Annotated in this window: 11 protein-coding genes; 8 read left to right on the forward strand and 3 right to left on the reverse strand. The window is 63.2% G+C overall.

Annotated features, from left to right (window positions below; genetic code table 11):
* The first annotated feature begins 483 nt into the window (after positions 1-483).
* Both car and ON40_RS37615 read left to right on the forward strand, forming a co-directional pair.
* On the forward strand, positions 484-4,011 hold the full coding sequence (gene car, locus ON40_RS37605; protein WP_040830139.1) for a carboxylic acid reductase: 3,528 nt from the start codon (positions 484-486) through the stop codon (positions 4,009-4,011).
* A gap of 1,126 nt (positions 4,012-5,137) precedes the next feature.
* Positions 5,138-6,595 carry an FAD-binding protein gene (locus tag ON40_RS37615; protein WP_040830141.1) on the forward strand — a complete coding sequence of 486 codons (1,458 nt, stop codon included), beginning with the start codon at positions 5,138-5,140 and terminating at the stop codon, positions 6,593-6,595.
* 369 nt (positions 6,596-6,964) lie between these two features.
* On the opposite strand, the gene ON40_RS37620 is transcribed toward ON40_RS37615, so the two are convergent.
* On the reverse strand, positions 6,965-7,426 hold the full coding sequence (locus tag ON40_RS37620) for a transposase (protein ID WP_157186685.1): 462 nt from the start codon (positions 7,424-7,426) through the stop codon (positions 6,965-6,967).
* Positions 7,427-7,594: 168 nt separating this feature from the next.
* Between ON40_RS37620 and ON40_RS37625 the strand changes: the two genes are divergently transcribed.
* The 6 genes from ON40_RS37625 to ON40_RS37650 all read left to right on the forward strand — a co-directional run bounded on the left by ON40_RS37625 (position 7,595) and on the right by ON40_RS37650 (position 15,330).
* Complete coding sequence (locus ON40_RS37625; RefSeq protein ID WP_245568168.1) at positions 7,595-8,770, forward strand: thiolase C-terminal domain-containing protein; 1,176 nt, start codon at positions 7,595-7,597, stop codon at positions 8,768-8,770.
* Positions 8,760-9,158, forward strand: coding sequence for a Zn-ribbon domain-containing OB-fold protein (locus tag ON40_RS37630; RefSeq protein ID WP_083896216.1), 399 nt, complete (start codon positions 8,760-8,762; stop codon positions 9,156-9,158). Before ON40_RS37625 ends, ON40_RS37630 begins: the two co-directional genes overlap by 11 nt.
* Positions 9,155-9,943, forward strand: a complete 789-nt coding sequence (locus ON40_RS37635; protein ID WP_040830144.1) for an enoyl-CoA hydratase-related protein — start codon at positions 9,155-9,157, stop codon at positions 9,941-9,943. The genes ON40_RS37630 and ON40_RS37635 overlap by 4 nt, the downstream gene beginning before the upstream one ends.
* 18 nt (positions 9,944-9,961) lie before the next feature.
* Entirely contained in the window at positions 9,962-12,037 is a 2,076-nt protein-coding gene (locus ON40_RS37640; RefSeq protein WP_040830145.1) for an acetate--CoA ligase family protein, read from the forward strand.
* Positions 12,038-12,079: 42 nt separating this feature from the next.
* A complete protein-coding gene (locus ON40_RS37645; protein WP_040830146.1) occupies positions 12,080-14,173 on the forward strand; it encodes an acyl-CoA dehydrogenase family protein in 2,094 nt (697 codons plus the stop codon).
* 122 nt (positions 14,174-14,295) lie between these two features.
* Positions 14,296-15,330: an extracellular solute-binding protein gene (locus tag ON40_RS37650; RefSeq protein WP_051194196.1), complete on the forward strand. Its 1,035-nt coding sequence runs from the start codon at positions 14,296-14,298 to the stop codon at positions 15,328-15,330.
* A 46-nt stretch (positions 15,331-15,376) separates the two neighbouring features.
* Here the strand turns inward: ON40_RS37650 and ON40_RS53780 are convergent, their stop codons facing one another.
* Both ON40_RS53780 and ON40_RS37665 read right to left on the reverse strand, forming a co-directional pair.
* Entirely contained in the window at positions 15,377-15,616 is a 240-nt protein-coding gene (locus tag ON40_RS53780; protein WP_040830147.1) for a hypothetical protein, read from the reverse strand.
* A gap of 275 nt (positions 15,617-15,891) precedes the next feature.
* A complete protein-coding gene (locus tag ON40_RS37665; RefSeq protein WP_083896222.1) occupies positions 15,892-16,401 on the reverse strand; it encodes a MerR family transcriptional regulator in 510 nt (169 codons plus the stop codon).
* Positions 16,402-16,415 lie beyond the last annotated feature (14 nt).

Raw genomic sequence — 16,415 nt, forward strand, 5'->3', positions numbered from 1 at the left:
AGTCGGGACAGGTAGGTGCCGGTAAGCAACACCCACCTCAGCTCCAACCTTCGTCGCGCACGACGAGTCGTGCGCGACAACTCATGCCGGGGGCCCAGGCCGACAGGCAGAGCGGGACTGTGCCAAGTCGCTCGAGGGTCTACCGCATGATGCTGTGATTACCGCGTCTACCTCGCTGCGCGCGGATCCCGGATCAGAAGATCAGGAGTCGGCGCCGACCCGCGCTGCGCGCGGGCATTCACCGCGTCCAGGTTTGTTCGGACAGCAAATACTGGTAGCCGGTTCGCCAATGCGATTGAAGATTCGGCAACCTCTCGAGAAAATGTGCAAAGCTGTAGTGTAGTGATGGTGTAGGCGCTGTCGGTAGGTATCAGCGCAGTGTTCGACCGAAACAATTCAGCTTATCTATCTATTTGGTAGCGCCCAGAGATACCGGGCCGACTTCATGCGATCTGTTTCCAATCAATGATTGGGGGTTCCGTGATGTTCAGTGATACCGGGGAGGAGCGGCTGGCGCGCCGCATCGCCGATTTGTACGCTACCGACCCGCAGTTCGCCGACGCACGGCCGAGCGCGGCCATCACCGCGGCCATCGAGCGGCCCGGGCTGCGGCTGGCGCAGCTGGTGCGAACCGTGATGGAGGGATACGCCGATCGGCCTGCGCTCGGGCAGCGCACCGTCCAGTTCATGCGCTATCCGGATACCGGCAGCGCCACGTTGGCGCTGCTGCCCCAGTTCGAGACCATCACCTACGGTCAGCTGTGGGACCGCGTCCGCGCACTCGCGACTGCGCTGGCCGGTGATCCGGTGCAGCCGGGCGATCGAGTCTGTGTGCTGGGATTCACCAGCATCGACTACGCGATCGTCGATATGGCGTTGATCCAGATGGCCGCGGTGGCGGTTCCGATGCAGACCAGTGCGCCGGTCACCCAGTTGCAGCCGATCGTGGAAGAGACCGAGCCGAGCCTCATCGCTGCGAGCGTCGACTACCTTTCCGACGCCGTCGACTTGGTGCTGGCCGAGGAGCTGACCGGACACCAGCCGCAGCGGCTGGTGGTGTTCGACTACCACCCGGAGGTCGACGACCAGCGTGATGCGCTGACAGCCGCCGGGGCGCGGTTGGCGCAAGCGGGGAGCCCGGTGGTTGTCGACACACTGGCCGACGTGCTGGATCGTGGCAAGGCGCTGCCTGCCGCGCAGCCGACCGAGACCGGCGAGGACGACCCGTTGACGTTGCTGATCTACACCTCGGGCAGCACCGGTACCCCGAAGGGCGCTATGTACCCCGAGCACCTGGTCGCCAACTTCTGGCGTAAGTCGTACTGGCAGCAGCGCAGCGGCGAGCCGGCGATCACGCTCAGCTTCATGCCGATGAGCCACGTCATGGGCCGCGAGGTTGTGTACAGCACGCTCGGCAACGGCGGTACGGTCTATTTTGCGGCCAAGAGCGACCTGTCGACCCTGCTGGACGATCTGGCGTGGGTGCGGCCCACCCGGTTGAACTTCGTGCCGCGCGTCTGGGACATGATCTTCCAGGAGTTCCAGAGCAAACTGGACCGAGCGTTGTCCGGCGGCGCCGATCGGGCCGCAGTCGAGGCCGAGGTGCTGGCCGATCTGCGGCAGAACCTGCTCGGCGGACGCGCCGTCTGGGCAATGACGGGGTCTGCGCCGATCTCGGTGAATCTGAGGGCGTTCGTCGAGTCGCTGCTCGACCTGCATCTGACCGAGGGCTACGGTTCCACCGAGGCCGGGGCGATCTCCCGAGATGGGGTCGTGCAACGACCTCCGGTGATCGACTACAAGCTGGCCGACGTGCCCGATCTGGGCTACTTCCGCACCGACCAGCCGCACCCCAGGGGAGAGCTCCTGGTCACCTCGGAGAACTTGTTCGCTGGTTATTACCACCGGCCGCAGGTCACCGCGGAGGTCTATGATGCCGACGGCTACTACCGGACCGGCGACGTCGTGGCCGAGGTCGGTCCCGATCGGCTGGTGTATGTGGACCGGCGCAACAACGTGATCAAGCTCGCCCAGGGCGAGTTCGTCACGACCTCGAAGTTGGAGGCCGTGTTCGAAACCAGCCCGCTGATCCAGCAGATCTACATCTACGGCAACAGCACTCGTGCCTACCCACTGGCGGTGATCGTGCCGACCGACGACGCGCTGTTGCGCCACGGCGTGGAGGCGCTGAAGCCGATGGTCAACGAGTCTCTTCTGGAGGTCGCGAAGGCGGCCGGATTGCAGTCCTATGAGATCCCGCGCGACTTCATCCTCGAAACCACGCCGTTCACGCTGGCCAACGGTCTCTTGACCGGCATCCGCAAGCCGGCGCGGCCCAAGCTCAAGGAGCGCTACGGCGAGCGCCTGGAGCAGTTGTACGTCGAACTGGCGCAAGGTCAGTCCGACGAGCTGCGTGCACTGCGTCTGGGCGGTGCGAAGGGTCCGACGCTGGAGGCGGTCGGCCGCGCCGCCGCTGCACTTCTCGGTGCGGCGAGTGCGGATCTGCGGCCCGACGCGGGTTTCACCGATCTGGGGGGAGACTCCCTGTCGGCGTTGACCTTTGCCAACCTGCTGCACGACATCTTCGATATCGACGTGCCAGTGAGCGTCATCATCAGCCCGGCGTCGGACCTTCGGGCCATCGCCGACTACATCGACACCCAGCGGCACGGCACCAGGAGGCCGACGTTCGCATCAGTACACAGCCGCCTGGATGAGCCGGTCACCGAAGTGGCTGCTCGTGAACTCACGCTGGAAAAGTTCATCGACGCTGCGACGCTGGCCGCGGCGCCGTCGCTACCGGGCCCGAGCGCAGCAGCACGGACAGTGTTGCTGACCGGCGCCACCGGCTTCCTCGGCCGATACCTGGCCCTGGAATGGCTGGAAAGGCTGTCCGATGTCGGCGGCACGCTGATCTGCCTGGTGCGCGCCAAGGACGACGCGGCGGCTCGGGAACGCTTGGACAAGACCTTCGACAGCGGCGACACGCAGCTACTTGCCCACTATCGGGAGCTGGCCGCAGATCACCTCGAGGTCATCGCCGGCGACAAGGCCGAAGACAACCTGGGCCTGGATCCACAGACCTGGCAGCGGCTGGCCGACACAGTTGATCTGATCGTCGACCCCGCCGCCTTGGTCAACCATGTCTTGCCGTACAGCCAGCTGTTCGGCCCCAACGTGGTGGGCACCTCGGAACTGATCCGCATCGCGCTCACCACCAGGATCAAGCCATTCACCTATGTGTCGACCATCGGGGTGGGTGAGGGGATCGAGCCGGCGAAGTTCACCGAAGACGCCGACATCCGGGTGATCAGCCCCACCCGCGCGGTCGACGAGAGCTATGCCAACGGCTATGCGAACAGTAAATGGGCCGGTGAGGTGCTGCTGCGCGAGGCCCACGACCAGTTCGGCCTGCCGGTCGCGGTGTTCCGCTGTGACATGATCCTTGTCGACACCCGCTATGCGGGCCAGCTCAACGTTCCCGACATGTTCACTCGGCTGATGCTGAGCCTGGTGGACACCGGTATCGCCCCCGCTTCGTTCTACGAACTCGATGCAGACGGCCATCGGCAGCGGGCGCACTACGACGGTCTGCCGGTCGATTTCATCGCTCAGGCAATCGCCACCCTCGGCGGGCGGATGGTGCAGGGGTACCAGACCTACCATGTAATGAACCCTTACGACGACGGCATCGGGCTGGACGAGTACGTCGACTGGCTGGTCGAAGCCGGTTACACAGTCCGACGCATCCCCGACTACGACGCGTGGTTGCAGCGGTTCGATACCGCGATGCGCGCCCTGCCGGACAAGCAGCGCCAGCACTCGCTGCTGCCGCTGCTGCACAACTATCAGCGACCGGAGAAGCCCGTCTGCGGGGCCATCGCACCGACCGACCGGTTCCGTGCGGCGGTGCAAAAGGCCGAAATCGGCCCCGACAAGGACATTCCACATGTTTCGGCACCGATCATTGTCAAATACATCGCCAACCTGCAACTGCTGGAATTGCTGTGACTCGGCATCGCTGCGAGGAAAGGATGCATCGCAGTGCGTGCGCCGGACCAGCAGCTCGACACAGTAGGCCCTGGTAGGCGATGCGTTGGGCGAGGTCGGAGTGAGCTGCGCTCCGCGGGGACCTGCGGGTCCAGTGGCCGGGTGGTGAGCCGACCCGCGTTCATCCGTCGGCGAGGGTTTCGCCGACTTTGCGGGCCTGGAGAGCGACCGCATCCGCGGTCAACGTTCCCGCGTGCAAGGCAGCGGCTGGACCGCTGACAACGTGATCGTGCGGCATTGGCCGATGCCGCAGAAGGACTCGATCAACGCGCGTGTGCCATCACGGTCGCTGCGTGCGCGGCGGGCCGAGGCCCACCACGTTTCGTGGGCGGGGGTGAATTTCCCGGCCGCGCGGGCCTGCCCGAACGCGCGCCCGGCGAGCACCGGGCTTGCGGAGCAGTCGTTGCAGCCAGTACACGTTCCGGAAGACCGTCGCCACGCTGATCGCCGAAGCGTCGGATTCGAAGACGGCCGCCAAGCAGCTGGGGCATTCTCGTGAGAGCATCACCGAGCGGCACTCCTGCCGTTCGCTGATCACCTCCGCCAACCCCGTGGCACGGTCGTCATCCTCACCGTAGACGAAATACGCAGCCCCACTGGTAGTCTGGAATCACCTACCGCAACCTGGCCCTCGTACCGGTAACCGCCACGTTGCTGCGGCTGACCGCGGTGTACCTTGCCGTTGAGGCCGATCATTGGCGAAGCGACCAAGACATCCGCACGGCCTGCCAGAGAATCGTGAACGCGGTCACTGTGCTGGACCGCCGACTCAACGGACCCACACCGCCCGACGAGGTCATCGTGTTGACACGAGAATAACTACGGGACAACGAGATTCACCAAACCCCGGGGCTGCAACGGCCAGCGTATCCGCCGTGCGCTGACTGCCTGGGTTTTCGGCACCCGGATCTATTGTCGCGACCAAGGATTCGGAACGGTGGATCCGGGATGGCGCAGCCGATTTCCGGCCGCTTTTTGTCCGTTGTAATCCTTTGCAGCACATCATCTTTCGATCACTGATACCCTCGAATGGAACAGCAGTGCACGTCCCGGGCGACTTGCGGACCGTGGTGCGAAAGGGGCGGGTATGACGTGGGATCCGTGGAGGCAGGCGTTCCTCACGGCGGGGGCGGTTGTGGTCGGCTTCGACCCGTCCACGCGCACGTGGGTCACCGACGCCGACCGGTCTCAGGGGATGGTCGATCTGCCGCAGCTGAAGGGCAAGGTGGTGACCGATCCCGCCTCGCGCGGCCAGGCGGCCGACGACTTCGGGCACCTGGTCCATCGGACTCCCGGGGCCGTGCTGGAGCCCAGCGCCGTATCGGACATCTTGCAGATGATGAAGTACTGCCGGACGCACGGCCTGCAGGTGGCCGCGCGTGGGCAGGGACACGCCACCTTCGGTCAGGGCCAAGTCGAGGGCGGTCTGGTCATCGACATGACCCCGCTCAACGCGGTCGAGGTGCGGGAGGATACGGCTGTCGTGGAGGCGGGCGCGCTCTGGAGTAGCTTGGCGCAGGCGACTCTGGCTCACGGTCTGACCCCTGCGGTCTTCACCGACTATCTGGAACTCTCGGTCGGGGGCACGCTCTCGGTGGGCGGGGTCGGCGGCCAGACCCACCACTACGGAGCTCAGGTGGACAGCGTCGTGGAGTTGGAGGTCGTCACGGGGGATGCCAGCCTGAGGAGGTGTTCCGCAGGGCTGCGCCCTGACCTGTTCCGCGCGGTGCTGGCTGGAAGGGGACAGTGCGGCATCGTCACCAAGGCCACCGTGCGCCTGTTGCCCGCCCCCGCGAGGGTCCGCCACTACCTGCTCTCCTACCCGAGCGTCGCCGCGCTGACCGCTGACCAGCGGCTCGTGGTCAACGACGGCCGCTTCGCCTATGTGGAGGGAGAACTCGGGCTGCCGACCGGCTCCGCCGGCTGGAGTTACCAGCTCGAGGCGGTCGCCTTCTTCAACGGCACGACCCCGCCCGACGACGCCAGGCTTCTCGCCGGGTTGGGCGACCAGCCCGGCGACCGGCAGATCCAGGACATGTCCTACTTCGACTTCCTCAACCGGCTCGCCGTGGGCGTCGCCTCTCTGAAGTCCACAGGCGAGTGGTACCGGCCGCACCCCTGGTGGAACATGTTCCTGCCCGCGAGCCGCACCGACGCCTTCGTGGAAGCCGCCATCAAGGACCTGACCGAGACCGAGGTCGGCGCCAGCGGCGTGGTCCTGCTCTATCCCTTCCCCCGCGCCCGCCTGGGCCTGCCCTTGCTGCGCATGCCCGACGAGGAGACGGTCTTCCTGTTCACACTGCTCAGAACCGCCTCGCAGGGAGCCGAGAGCCCGCAGGACATGGTGGAGGCCAACCGTTCCCTCTACCTGCGCGCCCAAGCCGTCGGGGGTTACCAGTACCCGGTCGGCTCCATACCCGCTACGCCGCAGGAGTGGCGCACGCACTACGGCCCCGAATGGGCCGCCTTCGAGGCGGCCCATGAACGCTACGACCCCGAAGGAATCCTCACTCCGGGCCAGGGTGTCTTCCCTCCGGGACCGTGAAGTCCAACAGCCGGATCACCCGTGCCGAGTTTCGCCGCCAGGCGAAGGGCGCTGTGTTGCAGGACCTTTCGCGTTGCCAACGCTGCCCGCCGGAGCGAATAGCCCTGCTGGAAGTGCAGCTCCAGAGTCGGCTTCTGATGATTAGTGACGTCATCGGGGACCGCTCACTATCGCTGTTGCCGAGAAAGCTGCGGGAAGACCTGGATGGAAGCGATCCGTGCGCTGAAACGGAGCCTGTCGAACGTCGCCCACGCTCGCATGTTCGCCGACCAGCGTGAGCGTGAAACAGCAAGCCCGGGAGAGCGGTTGGGGCACCTGTAAGACGTTTTCTCCGCGATCGGGATGCAAAGCCCCGACAACTATGAGAACTCACGTCGAGCGGCAGCCGCCTGAAACTACGTAAACCCTCTGGCCATCGTCCGGAATCTCAACTCGACCGCGAACGCGGGCGCGGCGTCCGCCGTGGCGGCGGTGCATCAGATTTCTGATCTTGCGTTCCACCTTGGGCCGGGTCGCGCGGTAGTCGCCCTTCCAGGCCGGATCGTGTAGACGTTCACGGGGGATGGCCAGGTATTTTTCGTGGGCGCCGATGGTGATCATGCGGCCACCGGGCGCTGTGGTGCACTGCGCGCGCAGCGGGGTGCAGACGTCGCCGAAGTGGGCGGCACCGGTGTGGCGGCCGGTGCGGGCGCCGATCGCCGCGGTGGCTCCCGCGGGGCAGGTCACTGTCCGCGCGCCCAGGTTGATGCTGAAGGGGTCCTTGGAGAAGTGCCCCTTCACCGACGGCGACGGCCGCACCTTGATCGGGTTGCGAATGTCGTTGTTGTCCAACAGTTTCGGTAACTCACCGGTCCCATACGCGGCATCACCGGACATCGTGGCTACGGGTGAAACCGTAGATCCCTGTGGTGTTCCGTTCCTTGGGAGGGATGGAGTCTTGGCGATTAACTGAAGTGAACTCACTTTGACTTGTGATCTAAGTTACGTTACGGTCCTAATGTGAACCGTGTTACATCCAAGGTGCCCACGACCGCGGTCGTCGGCCTCGGAGTCACCGAGATGGGCAAGATCTACGGGCGGTCAACCGCCGATTTCGCGGCCGAAGCCATCGCTCTCGCACTTGCCGATGCCGGCCTCGGCAAGTCTGACGTCGACGGCCTACTCATCAACGGCAACGGTGATCCCGCTATGGAACCCCGACTGCAATTCACCCTTGGCCTCGAAAACCTCCGAATGCTCAACTCCATGCGGGCATTCGGCTCGACTGTGGGGTCGATGGTGCAGTACGCGAGCCTGGCACTCGATGCTCATCTGGTCGACACAGTTGTTCTCGTCTATGCGGCAACACCACTCCAACAGAACGTCTCGGCATCCGCGGCCTATGCCGCACGCGGAGTGTGGGACGGCATGAACGTCCTCAAGGCTGCATACGGAGAGTTCGGCGGCAATCCTCCTTACGCTCTCGCCGCGCGACGCCACATGCACGAGTTCGGCACGACCAGTGAGCAATTCGGAGCCATTGCCGTAGCTCAGAGGAAATGGGCCGGGATGAATCCGGCAGCGCAGATCAAAAAGCCGCTGTCATTGGAAGACCATCAGGCCTCGCGGATGATCGTCGATCCATTCCATCTTTTCGACTGCTGCCTGGTCTCAAATGGGGCGGTTGCCGTGGTCATGACCAGAGCCGACCGGGCACGTGATCTGCGACAACCACCGGTGTATCTATTGGCTGCCACGCAAGCCGCCCCGGGAGACAACCAGCGGACCGGAATCGACCCCGCCATCTCGACCGGGGCCAGGCAGGCAGGTGAAGAAGCCTTCAGGATAGCCAACATTCACCGCGATGACGTCGATGTACTCGAACTCTACGACTGCTACACCTACACCGTTTTGGTCACTCTGGAGGACTACGGCTACTGCGCCAAGGGTGAGGGCGGAGCGTTTGTGTCCGACGGAAAACTCGGCCCCGGCGGGTCGCTCCCGACCAACACCGGCGGCGGACAATTGTCGAGTTATTACATGTGGGGCTTCACGCCACTTGCAGAGGCAATTATCCAGGCTCGCGGCCAGGCGGGCGAGCGACAGATCGACAAACACGACATAGTGCTTGCGAGCGCCAACGGCGGCGTTCTCAACTTCCATTCGACAACGATTTGGAGCCGACATGCCGCCTAGCGCAGCAGAACTCGAATACGACCTCAGCTGCGCCCCATTCTTCGAAGGTGCCGCCCGTGGGGAGCTGATGCTGCAGCGCTGCGAAGGCTGCGGCACGCATATGTGGCCCGTGAAGTATCGCTGCATCAACTGTTTCGGTGGTGATGTTCATTGGCGGGCGGCCACAGGTCGAGCCACTCTTTACAGTCTGGTCCTGGTCCATCAGCCCTATCCCGGATTCGAGGTTCCCTACGTCCTGGCAACGATCGAGACGGTAGAGGGCGTTCGTTTCAATTCGACGATTGTCGGACCAGACCCCGGCGCGACGCCGATCGGCGCCGACCTGATGGTCGAGTTCGACTTCGCGCACATCCCATTTCCTGTTCCGACATTCCGGGTGGTGTCATGACGTACGAGTTCATCCTGTACGAAAAACGTGATCACATTGCCTATGTGACGCTGAACCGGCCTCACCAGATGAACGCACTCCACCTCGAAGCGCATCTTGAACTCGCCGAGGTCTGGGAAGACTATCGGGACAATCCAGACTTGCGGGTGGCAATTCTGACCGGCGCGGGGGATCGCGCGTTCTGCGCCGGGAATGACCTCAAGGTCACCGCAGAGCGCACCGCCGCCGGAGGTGACCTCCAAGGTGCCGAGCGCCCGCCGTTCGGCCGCATCACCCGAAACTTCGACTGCCCCAAGCCGATCATTGCCGCGTTGAACGGTGTCGCTGCGGGTGGCGGACTCGAAATGGCACTTGCCTGCGACATCATCGTCAGCGCCCGGACCGCCCGCATGGGCTTGCCGGAACCGAAGGTAGGGTTGATCGCCGGCGCGGGAGGGATTCACCGCCTCTCCCGTCAGATTCCGTCCAAAGTCGCGATGGGGATGCTGCTCACCGGCGGGTTGATCAACGCTGAGCAAGCACTCCGCTTCGGACTGGTGAACGAGGTCGTCGAGCTCGAAGAACTGCCGATGGCAGCACAGCGGTGGGCCGATGCGATCATAGAGTGCTCGCCGCTCTCGGTACAGCTGACCAAAGAATCAGCGATCGATTGCCAATTCCTCAGCGTCGACGAGGCGTTCTACCGAGACAATAACCGGCGCGATCGACTACTTGCATCAGAAGACTTCATCGAAGGTCCAAAGGCGTTTGCCGAGAAGAGAAAGCCCCGCTGGACGGGGCGTTGACACGCAGAGCTGGATTTCATGAACAACTTACTATCACCCAAAAGTGTTGCGGTCGTGGGCGCGTCGGATCGCTCCGGTTGGTCGAACTCCGCGTTGACCAATTTCGAGAAGGTGGGATTTTCCGGCGATCTGTATCTCGTCAATCGACGCGGTGGAATTGTCCATGGGCATCAAGCGTATGCGTCATGCGCCGAGATCGGCGCCCCGATCGATCTCGCGCTACTGCTTGTCGGAGCCGACACACTACCGGCGGCACTCGAAGACGTTGCCGCCGCCGGAATCAGCACCGCTGTAGTGCTCGCCGCCGGGTTCAGTGAGACCGGCGATGCCGGACATCGGGCGCAGGAGCAGATTGTCTCCCTCGCAACGAGGTTCGGAATCACCCTTGTCGGCCCGAACTGTCTCGGCTTCGTCAATATGCTCGACAAGGTCGCGGCATGGTCCGCGCAACTACCGCCGCTCATGACCGGCAGCGTTGCCGTCGTCTCGCAGAGCGGTGCCACCGCGCACACGATCGCCGCATTCGCAGGCGAGCAGGGCATCGGCGTAAGCCACGTGGTGTCAACCGGAAACGAAGGAATGCTGGACACCGTGGAGATGGCGATGCTGCTGGTCGACGATCCACGCGTGCGATCGATCGCGATGTTCATGGAGTCCATCCGCGACCCCGCACGGTTCTGCACGTTGGCGCGGCGAGCCGCGTCGCTCGAAAAGCCTGTCGTAGCACTGAAAGTCGGCTCGAGTGTACTCGCCGCCGAGATCGCGATGAGTCACACAGGAGCGCTTGTGGGCGATGACCGGCTGATCGATACTGCCTTTGCCCAATATGGTGTCGTGCGGGCCGACTCGATCGAAGAGTTGGTGATCACAGCAGGCTTGCTGGCCCACACCGGCCCCCTCCCCGAAGGTGGCCTCGGTGTCGTTTCGATGTCGGGGGGCGCGTGTGACCTTATCGCTGACCGAGCCGAAAATCTTGGTGTCGAGCTCCCTGGACTGGCAGCGGATACGAGATTGCGCCTCTCCGAGGTTCTACCCAACTTCTGCACAGTTCGTAATCCATTGGATGCCACCGGCGCAGCCTCCGCAGATCCCAGCTTGTTCCGCGATGCCATCGAAGCCATCGCCACCGACCCCGCCGTTGCTCTGACCGCCGCGATTCATGTCCTTCCCACCGAAGAACGGGGCGATCGGATAAAGCAACGTCTCGAGATCGTGGCGCCTGCATTCGCGGCTGCAGTGGGGCGAACCATGCTGGTCGACCAGACGATCTCTGTGATCGACGAATCCACAGTGATGAACATGGACAGTATTGGAATTCCCTACGCCATCAACGGAATTCACCACATGGTCCAGGCCGTCGGCCATGCCATCAGCTGGTCCAAGTGGTTGCGCAAGGATCGCGGCGAGCCCACAACATCCGGCGATCGTATCGACGTCGATACAACTGCCGCTTGGTCCGAGGCCGATGCCTTGAAACTCCTTTCCAGCCAAGGTGTTCCAGTGGTCCAGCACAGACACGTTACGACGCAAGAAGATGCCGTGGTCGCATCTGCGGAACTTGGCTTTCCGGTTGTGGTCAAACTGGTCTCCCCTGAAATTTTGCACAAAAGCGATATCGGCGGAGTGGTGCTCAATGTCGACTCCGAAGATGCCGTCCGACTCGCGTTCGAGCGTGTCGAAGCCGCGGCCCGAAGTGTGCCCGAAGCCACCATGGACGGCGTCCTTGTATCCACAATGCGGTCAGGCGGTCTCGAACTGATCGTTGGAGTGGTGGTCGACCCACAGTGGGGGCCCACTCTGGCAGTGGGCTTCGGCGGTATCTGGGTTCATATCGCCGACGACACCGCCCTGCGCATTTTGCCAGTCACTAAAAGTGATATCGCGGAAATGCTGTCCGAGCTTCGGGGGGCATCGCTGTTCGCTGGGGCACGCGGTTCCAAGCCGGTGGATATGGACCATCTCGCGGGGACGATCCTCGACATCGTGAACCTCGCGGGCAGGCTCGGAGACCAGCTTCTGTCGCTCGAGATCAATCCGCTGCGTGTTGACGGTTCCACGATCGAGGCGTTGGACGCCGCCATCGAGTGGATCTGAGCTCACTCCCACGCAGCCCACCCCTTTTCTTTTGGAGAATTCATGAGTTTGCTCGAGGACGCCGACCTCGCACAGTTCACAAAATCGGTCGATGGTGTTCTACGGAAAGTCTGGCCATCGGCAACCGCCGCCGGATCCGGCACGGTTACCTCGGATCTGGCAGCGGTGTGGGACCTTGCCATCGAGCAAGGTTGGACGGAACTCGCCGGTGACCGTGCGCTCGATGCCGTTGTCGCAGCTATTGCGGTCACCGGCCGGATCGCTTGCCCCTTACCGCTTATGGACGTCTACGTGTCGGCCCTGCTGTTCGACGACCACGACAACCTCCGCCGGTCGATTGAAACCGGGACCATCAGACCGGTGATCGCTGTCGGCCCGGATTCCCTGCGCTTTGTCGAGGCGGCAGGCGCCGCGACCCACGTCATCGAACTACTGACCACTGAATCGGCTGTCCGAATCGCTGCCATTACCGACGTGAGGTTCCGCGAGGGTATCGCAAAGCCGGACTGGGCAGATGTCGCAGTCGATACCAACAGCGCGACGACAATCGGAGCGGCACCCGAAGTGCTGGCGGATGCACTCACGCTGTTGCGACTGGGTGCAGCGACTCGTGCGCTAGGTGCCGCGACCCGGACGTTTGAGCTTTCGGTGGAACATGCCTGCAACCGCGTCGCCTTCGGCAAAACGATCGGTTCATTCCAGGCGGTATCCCACCGGGCGGCCAATTCCGCGACCGATTCGACTGCGGCTCGTCTCCTCGGGCTCGAAGCCTCGCGAGCGTGGATGGAAGAACGTGCCGACTGGAGGCTCTCGGTCGAGTTGGCCGTCACTTTCACCGCCGACGCCGCTATACGGACTCAATTCGACTCCGCACACACGCTGGCGGCAACGGGATTCTTCGAAGAGCACGAGGCCGCGTGGCTGTTTCGGCGAGTCAATGCCGACGTGGCGAGGCTCGACCAGTTGCCGGCGATAGGAGGCGACGTATCAGCGATGCTCGTCGATCAGGGGCGTGCAATGCCTTGGCCGACGCTCAGTGCGGAGGCAGAGAGTTTCCGAACTGAGCTCCGCGCCTTGATCGCATCCGGCGATCAGGAAGCGGTGATCAGTGCCGCCATCGAGCGCGGATATGTAACACTCGCGTGGCCGGAGAGCGCCGGCGGCCGGGGGGCGTCGATTGATGAAGAAATAGTCCTCGCCGAGGAATTCAAGTACGCGCGGATTCCGTTCGTGGGCAAAACAGCCGCCGACCTACTCGGGCCGACAATCATCAAGTACGGGACAGAAGAACAGAAGGACCGCCTTCTCCCGATACTGGCATCCGGCGAGTTCGACTTCTATTTAGGCTATTCGGAGCCGGAGGTTGGTTCCGACCTCGCAAACCTTCGGACCAGGGCGGTGCGCGACGGCGACGATTGGATTGTCGATGGCCAGAAGTCGTGGGGTACCCGCGCCCACAACGCCGAGTGGGTCTGGCTTGCCGTTCGAACCGACCCAGAGGCCAGTCGGCCTCATGCCGGGATCACTGTCTTCCTGACTCGCACCGATCGCCCTGGGTTGGAACTTCAGCATCACCGGGCACTGTCCGGCGACATCAACAGTACAACGTTCCTCGACGGATTCCGGGTACCGGACGCCGATCGCGTCGGCGAGGTCAATGATGGCTGGCGGGTGATCACGAGCGCTCTTACCAAGGAACGGGTGATGATGGCGACAATCGTCGCCGATATCCACCGGCTCCTCGACGACCTGCTTGCCGTGGTCCGGGAGAGCCCCGAAAGAACCATCGGCGCAATGGGTTCACGCCACCGCGATGCACTCGGAATGTTCGCAGCGCGGCTCCAGGCCGCCCGTGTCCTGATGTACGCCGCTGCACGTTCGGTGAGTATCGGAGGCGGAACCGGGGCAGAGGCCTCGATGGCAAAGATCATCGCCACGCCACTCCAAGAGGATTTCTGTGTAGGCGCCTTTCGAATCCTCGGACCGGCCGCGGGATTGGCTTCCGGTGCAACTGGATCGCTCGGGGACGGAGCCCTCGACTATCACTTGCGGAACTCGATCAAACAGGTCGTCGGGGGCGGAACGATCGACATCCAGCGCAACCTGATCGCACGGTCGCTCGGGCTACCCAGATGACGCCAATTCCATTGAGCCGCACCATATTTGGGTCCTGTGCGCGAGAGTCGGCGCAGATACGTTCGACATCGAAGTGGGTTCACTTCAAGAACGCCGGAGAAGGGGCGATGAGAGGAATATTGATGATCAAGCTGATCCGTGCATCGGTGGTCGCAGGAGTGGCCCTATTGGCCCTCACCGCCTGCGGGGGTGGTACGTCGGAGCCGACCGCACCTGTGAAGGGAGGTTGGGATGACATCGTCGCCGCTGCCAACAAGGAGGGGAACGTGACCCTTTACTCGACCCAGGCACCAGTTGTGCTCTCCGCGTTGAAGGCAGCGTTCGAGTCGAAGTATCCCAAGATCAATCTTACGTTCGTTCGGGGCGTCGATTCGGACTTGTTGTCCAAAATCGGTGCCGAGAAGCGATCCGGCAAAGGCATCGGAGACGTCGCTGTACTCACGGACGCGAGTTGGATCGACACGAACAAGAACTCCGGTTACGTGGTGAATCTTGCGGGACCGAGTTTCGAAGATCCTTCGTACCATCCTGCCGAAAGCGTTGTGGCCGGTAAGTTCTTCCTCGAGGGCGCAGCAATGTTGGGCCTGGGCTGGAATACCAAGAAATTTCCACAAGGCCTGACCTCGCCGGCCGGCCTGCTCGATCCGAAATTGAAGGGCAAGATCGGAGTAGTGAATCCCGGCACCTCACCGACCTATATCGACTACTACTCCCACATCGAGAAGTACTCGGGCGGACAAGACTTCCTGAAGAACCTCGCCGACCAGAATCCTCGCATCTATCCGAGCACGCAACCGGTGGCCCAAGCACTCGCGTCCGGCGAAATCAGCGCAGCACTGATGGCCGGACCGATGTTGCCCGAGAAGGAAGCCGGCGCGCCTGTAGGCTGGACTCGAGGAGAACACCCCTGGGGCGCCCGCTGGTACGGCATGGCTCTCGGATCGTCCCGACACCCCAACGCGGCTCAGGTCCTGGCCGACTTCATGGTTACCCGTGCGGGCCAGAGTGCCACGTCTACCGGCTACGGGGCTGTATTGCCCGACATTCCGGGTTCACTGGCACTAGCGCAGGATGTGCCTGAACAGAATCTCAAAGTAACGCAAGGCGAAAGCGCTGCCAAATTCATCAGGGAGTGGGAAGCCTTGTTCAGCCGATAGGTCGCTCTGCTCCAGGTGTCAATCCCCTCGAAGTGCGGAGGTTCCTCTATGCGGCCTCGTGTCGTGACAGGGCTGCGGCGGCCTCCGCTCGCACGGTGGCCATGGAGGTTTCGTAGTCGACCGGCGACATTCCGCCGCACAGTGAGTGCCGGCGGGTCGGGTTGTAGAACCCGGTAATCCAGGTGATGATCTTCAACCTGGCCTCGGCGAAATCGGCTCGAGACCCGCGGTCGGTGTGCAGGATGCAGCCGGCTACCTCGCCGCGACGAGCAACGGCATTGTTCAATGCCGCGACCGCCAGCGCTGTTGGTGCGTCGCGACGTGTCAGTCGATAGGCCCTCGGGCTGTGAGCACGGTTCTGAGCACGTGCTCGACTGCGGATTCGAATAGTGCTCCGCGTAGCTCGTTTCGTTCGGCGAGGTTGCGGGTGGCGAGGTCGAGTATCTGGTCGGGGGTCAGGCGGCGCACCACGAGGGCGGCAATGTCTTCCAGATCGAGGTCGCTGTTCGCGTTGTCGAGTCTGGTTAGGGCGAACGCGACGACGATTCCTCGTCGGTCATACTAGATGGCACGGAACTCGGGATCGGTGATGAGTTCGCGTTTTTCGGCGATCCACATGGCGGCGTCTTCGGGTGAGACTGTTTGCATGAGGATCCAGCCGTCGCGTTCCAGATGGATGTGGCGTTCGCTGATGCCGAGTTCGCGCAAGTCGTCGAGATAGTCGGCGACGTCCGGGGAGACGAAAAGCCGGTCGCCGCCGCGCAACTGGGTGAGCCGACCGCGAGTTCGTCGCAGTTGCGCGATACGGTCTCGAAGGTCACGGCCGATCTCGGCGATGGCCGCGGTGAGCGCGTTCGGATCGGTGTCGAAGAGGTCCTTGATGCGGGCCAAGGGCACGCCCGCATCGGCCAGGGTTCTGATCTTGACGAGGTCGATCGCGTCTTGGGCGGTGTAACGCCGGTAGCCGGACGAGTCGCGGTCGGGTTCGGCCAGCAGGCCACGCTCGTGATAGTGCCGGACGGTTTTGGTGGTCACTCCGGCGTAATCCGCGAGCTGGCCGATCGTGATCATGCTGGACATCCTTC

This window comes from Nocardia jiangxiensis NBRC 101359 (assembly GCF_000308615.1).
Taxonomy (GTDB): domain Bacteria; phylum Actinomycetota; class Actinomycetes; order Mycobacteriales; family Mycobacteriaceae; genus Nocardia; species Nocardia jiangxiensis.

Coding starts and splice junctions, on each gene's coding strand:
- car (WP_040830139.1), top strand. CDS start 484: ATGTTCAGTGATACCGGGGAGGAGCGGCTGGCGCGCCGCATCGCCGAT.
- ON40_RS37615 (WP_040830141.1), top strand. CDS start 5,138: ATGACGTGGGATCCGTGGAGGCAGGCGTTCCTCACGGCGGGGGCGGTT.
- ON40_RS37630 (WP_083896216.1), top strand. CDS start 8,760: ATGCCGCCTAGCGCAGCAGAACTCGAATACGACCTCAGCTGCGCCCCA.
- ON40_RS37635 (WP_040830144.1), top strand. CDS start 9,155: ATGACGTACGAGTTCATCCTGTACGAAAAACGTGATCACATTGCCTAT.
- ON40_RS37640 (WP_040830145.1), top strand. CDS start 9,962: ATGAACAACTTACTATCACCCAAAAGTGTTGCGGTCGTGGGCGCGTCG.
- ON40_RS37645 (WP_040830146.1), top strand. CDS start 12,080: ATGAGTTTGCTCGAGGACGCCGACCTCGCACAGTTCACAAAATCGGTC.
- ON40_RS37650 (WP_051194196.1), top strand. CDS start 14,296: ATGATCAAGCTGATCCGTGCATCGGTGGTCGCAGGAGTGGCCCTATTG.
- ON40_RS37665 (WP_083896222.1), bottom strand. CDS start 16,401: ATGATCACGATCGGCCAGCTCGCGGATTACGCCGGAGTGACCACCAAA.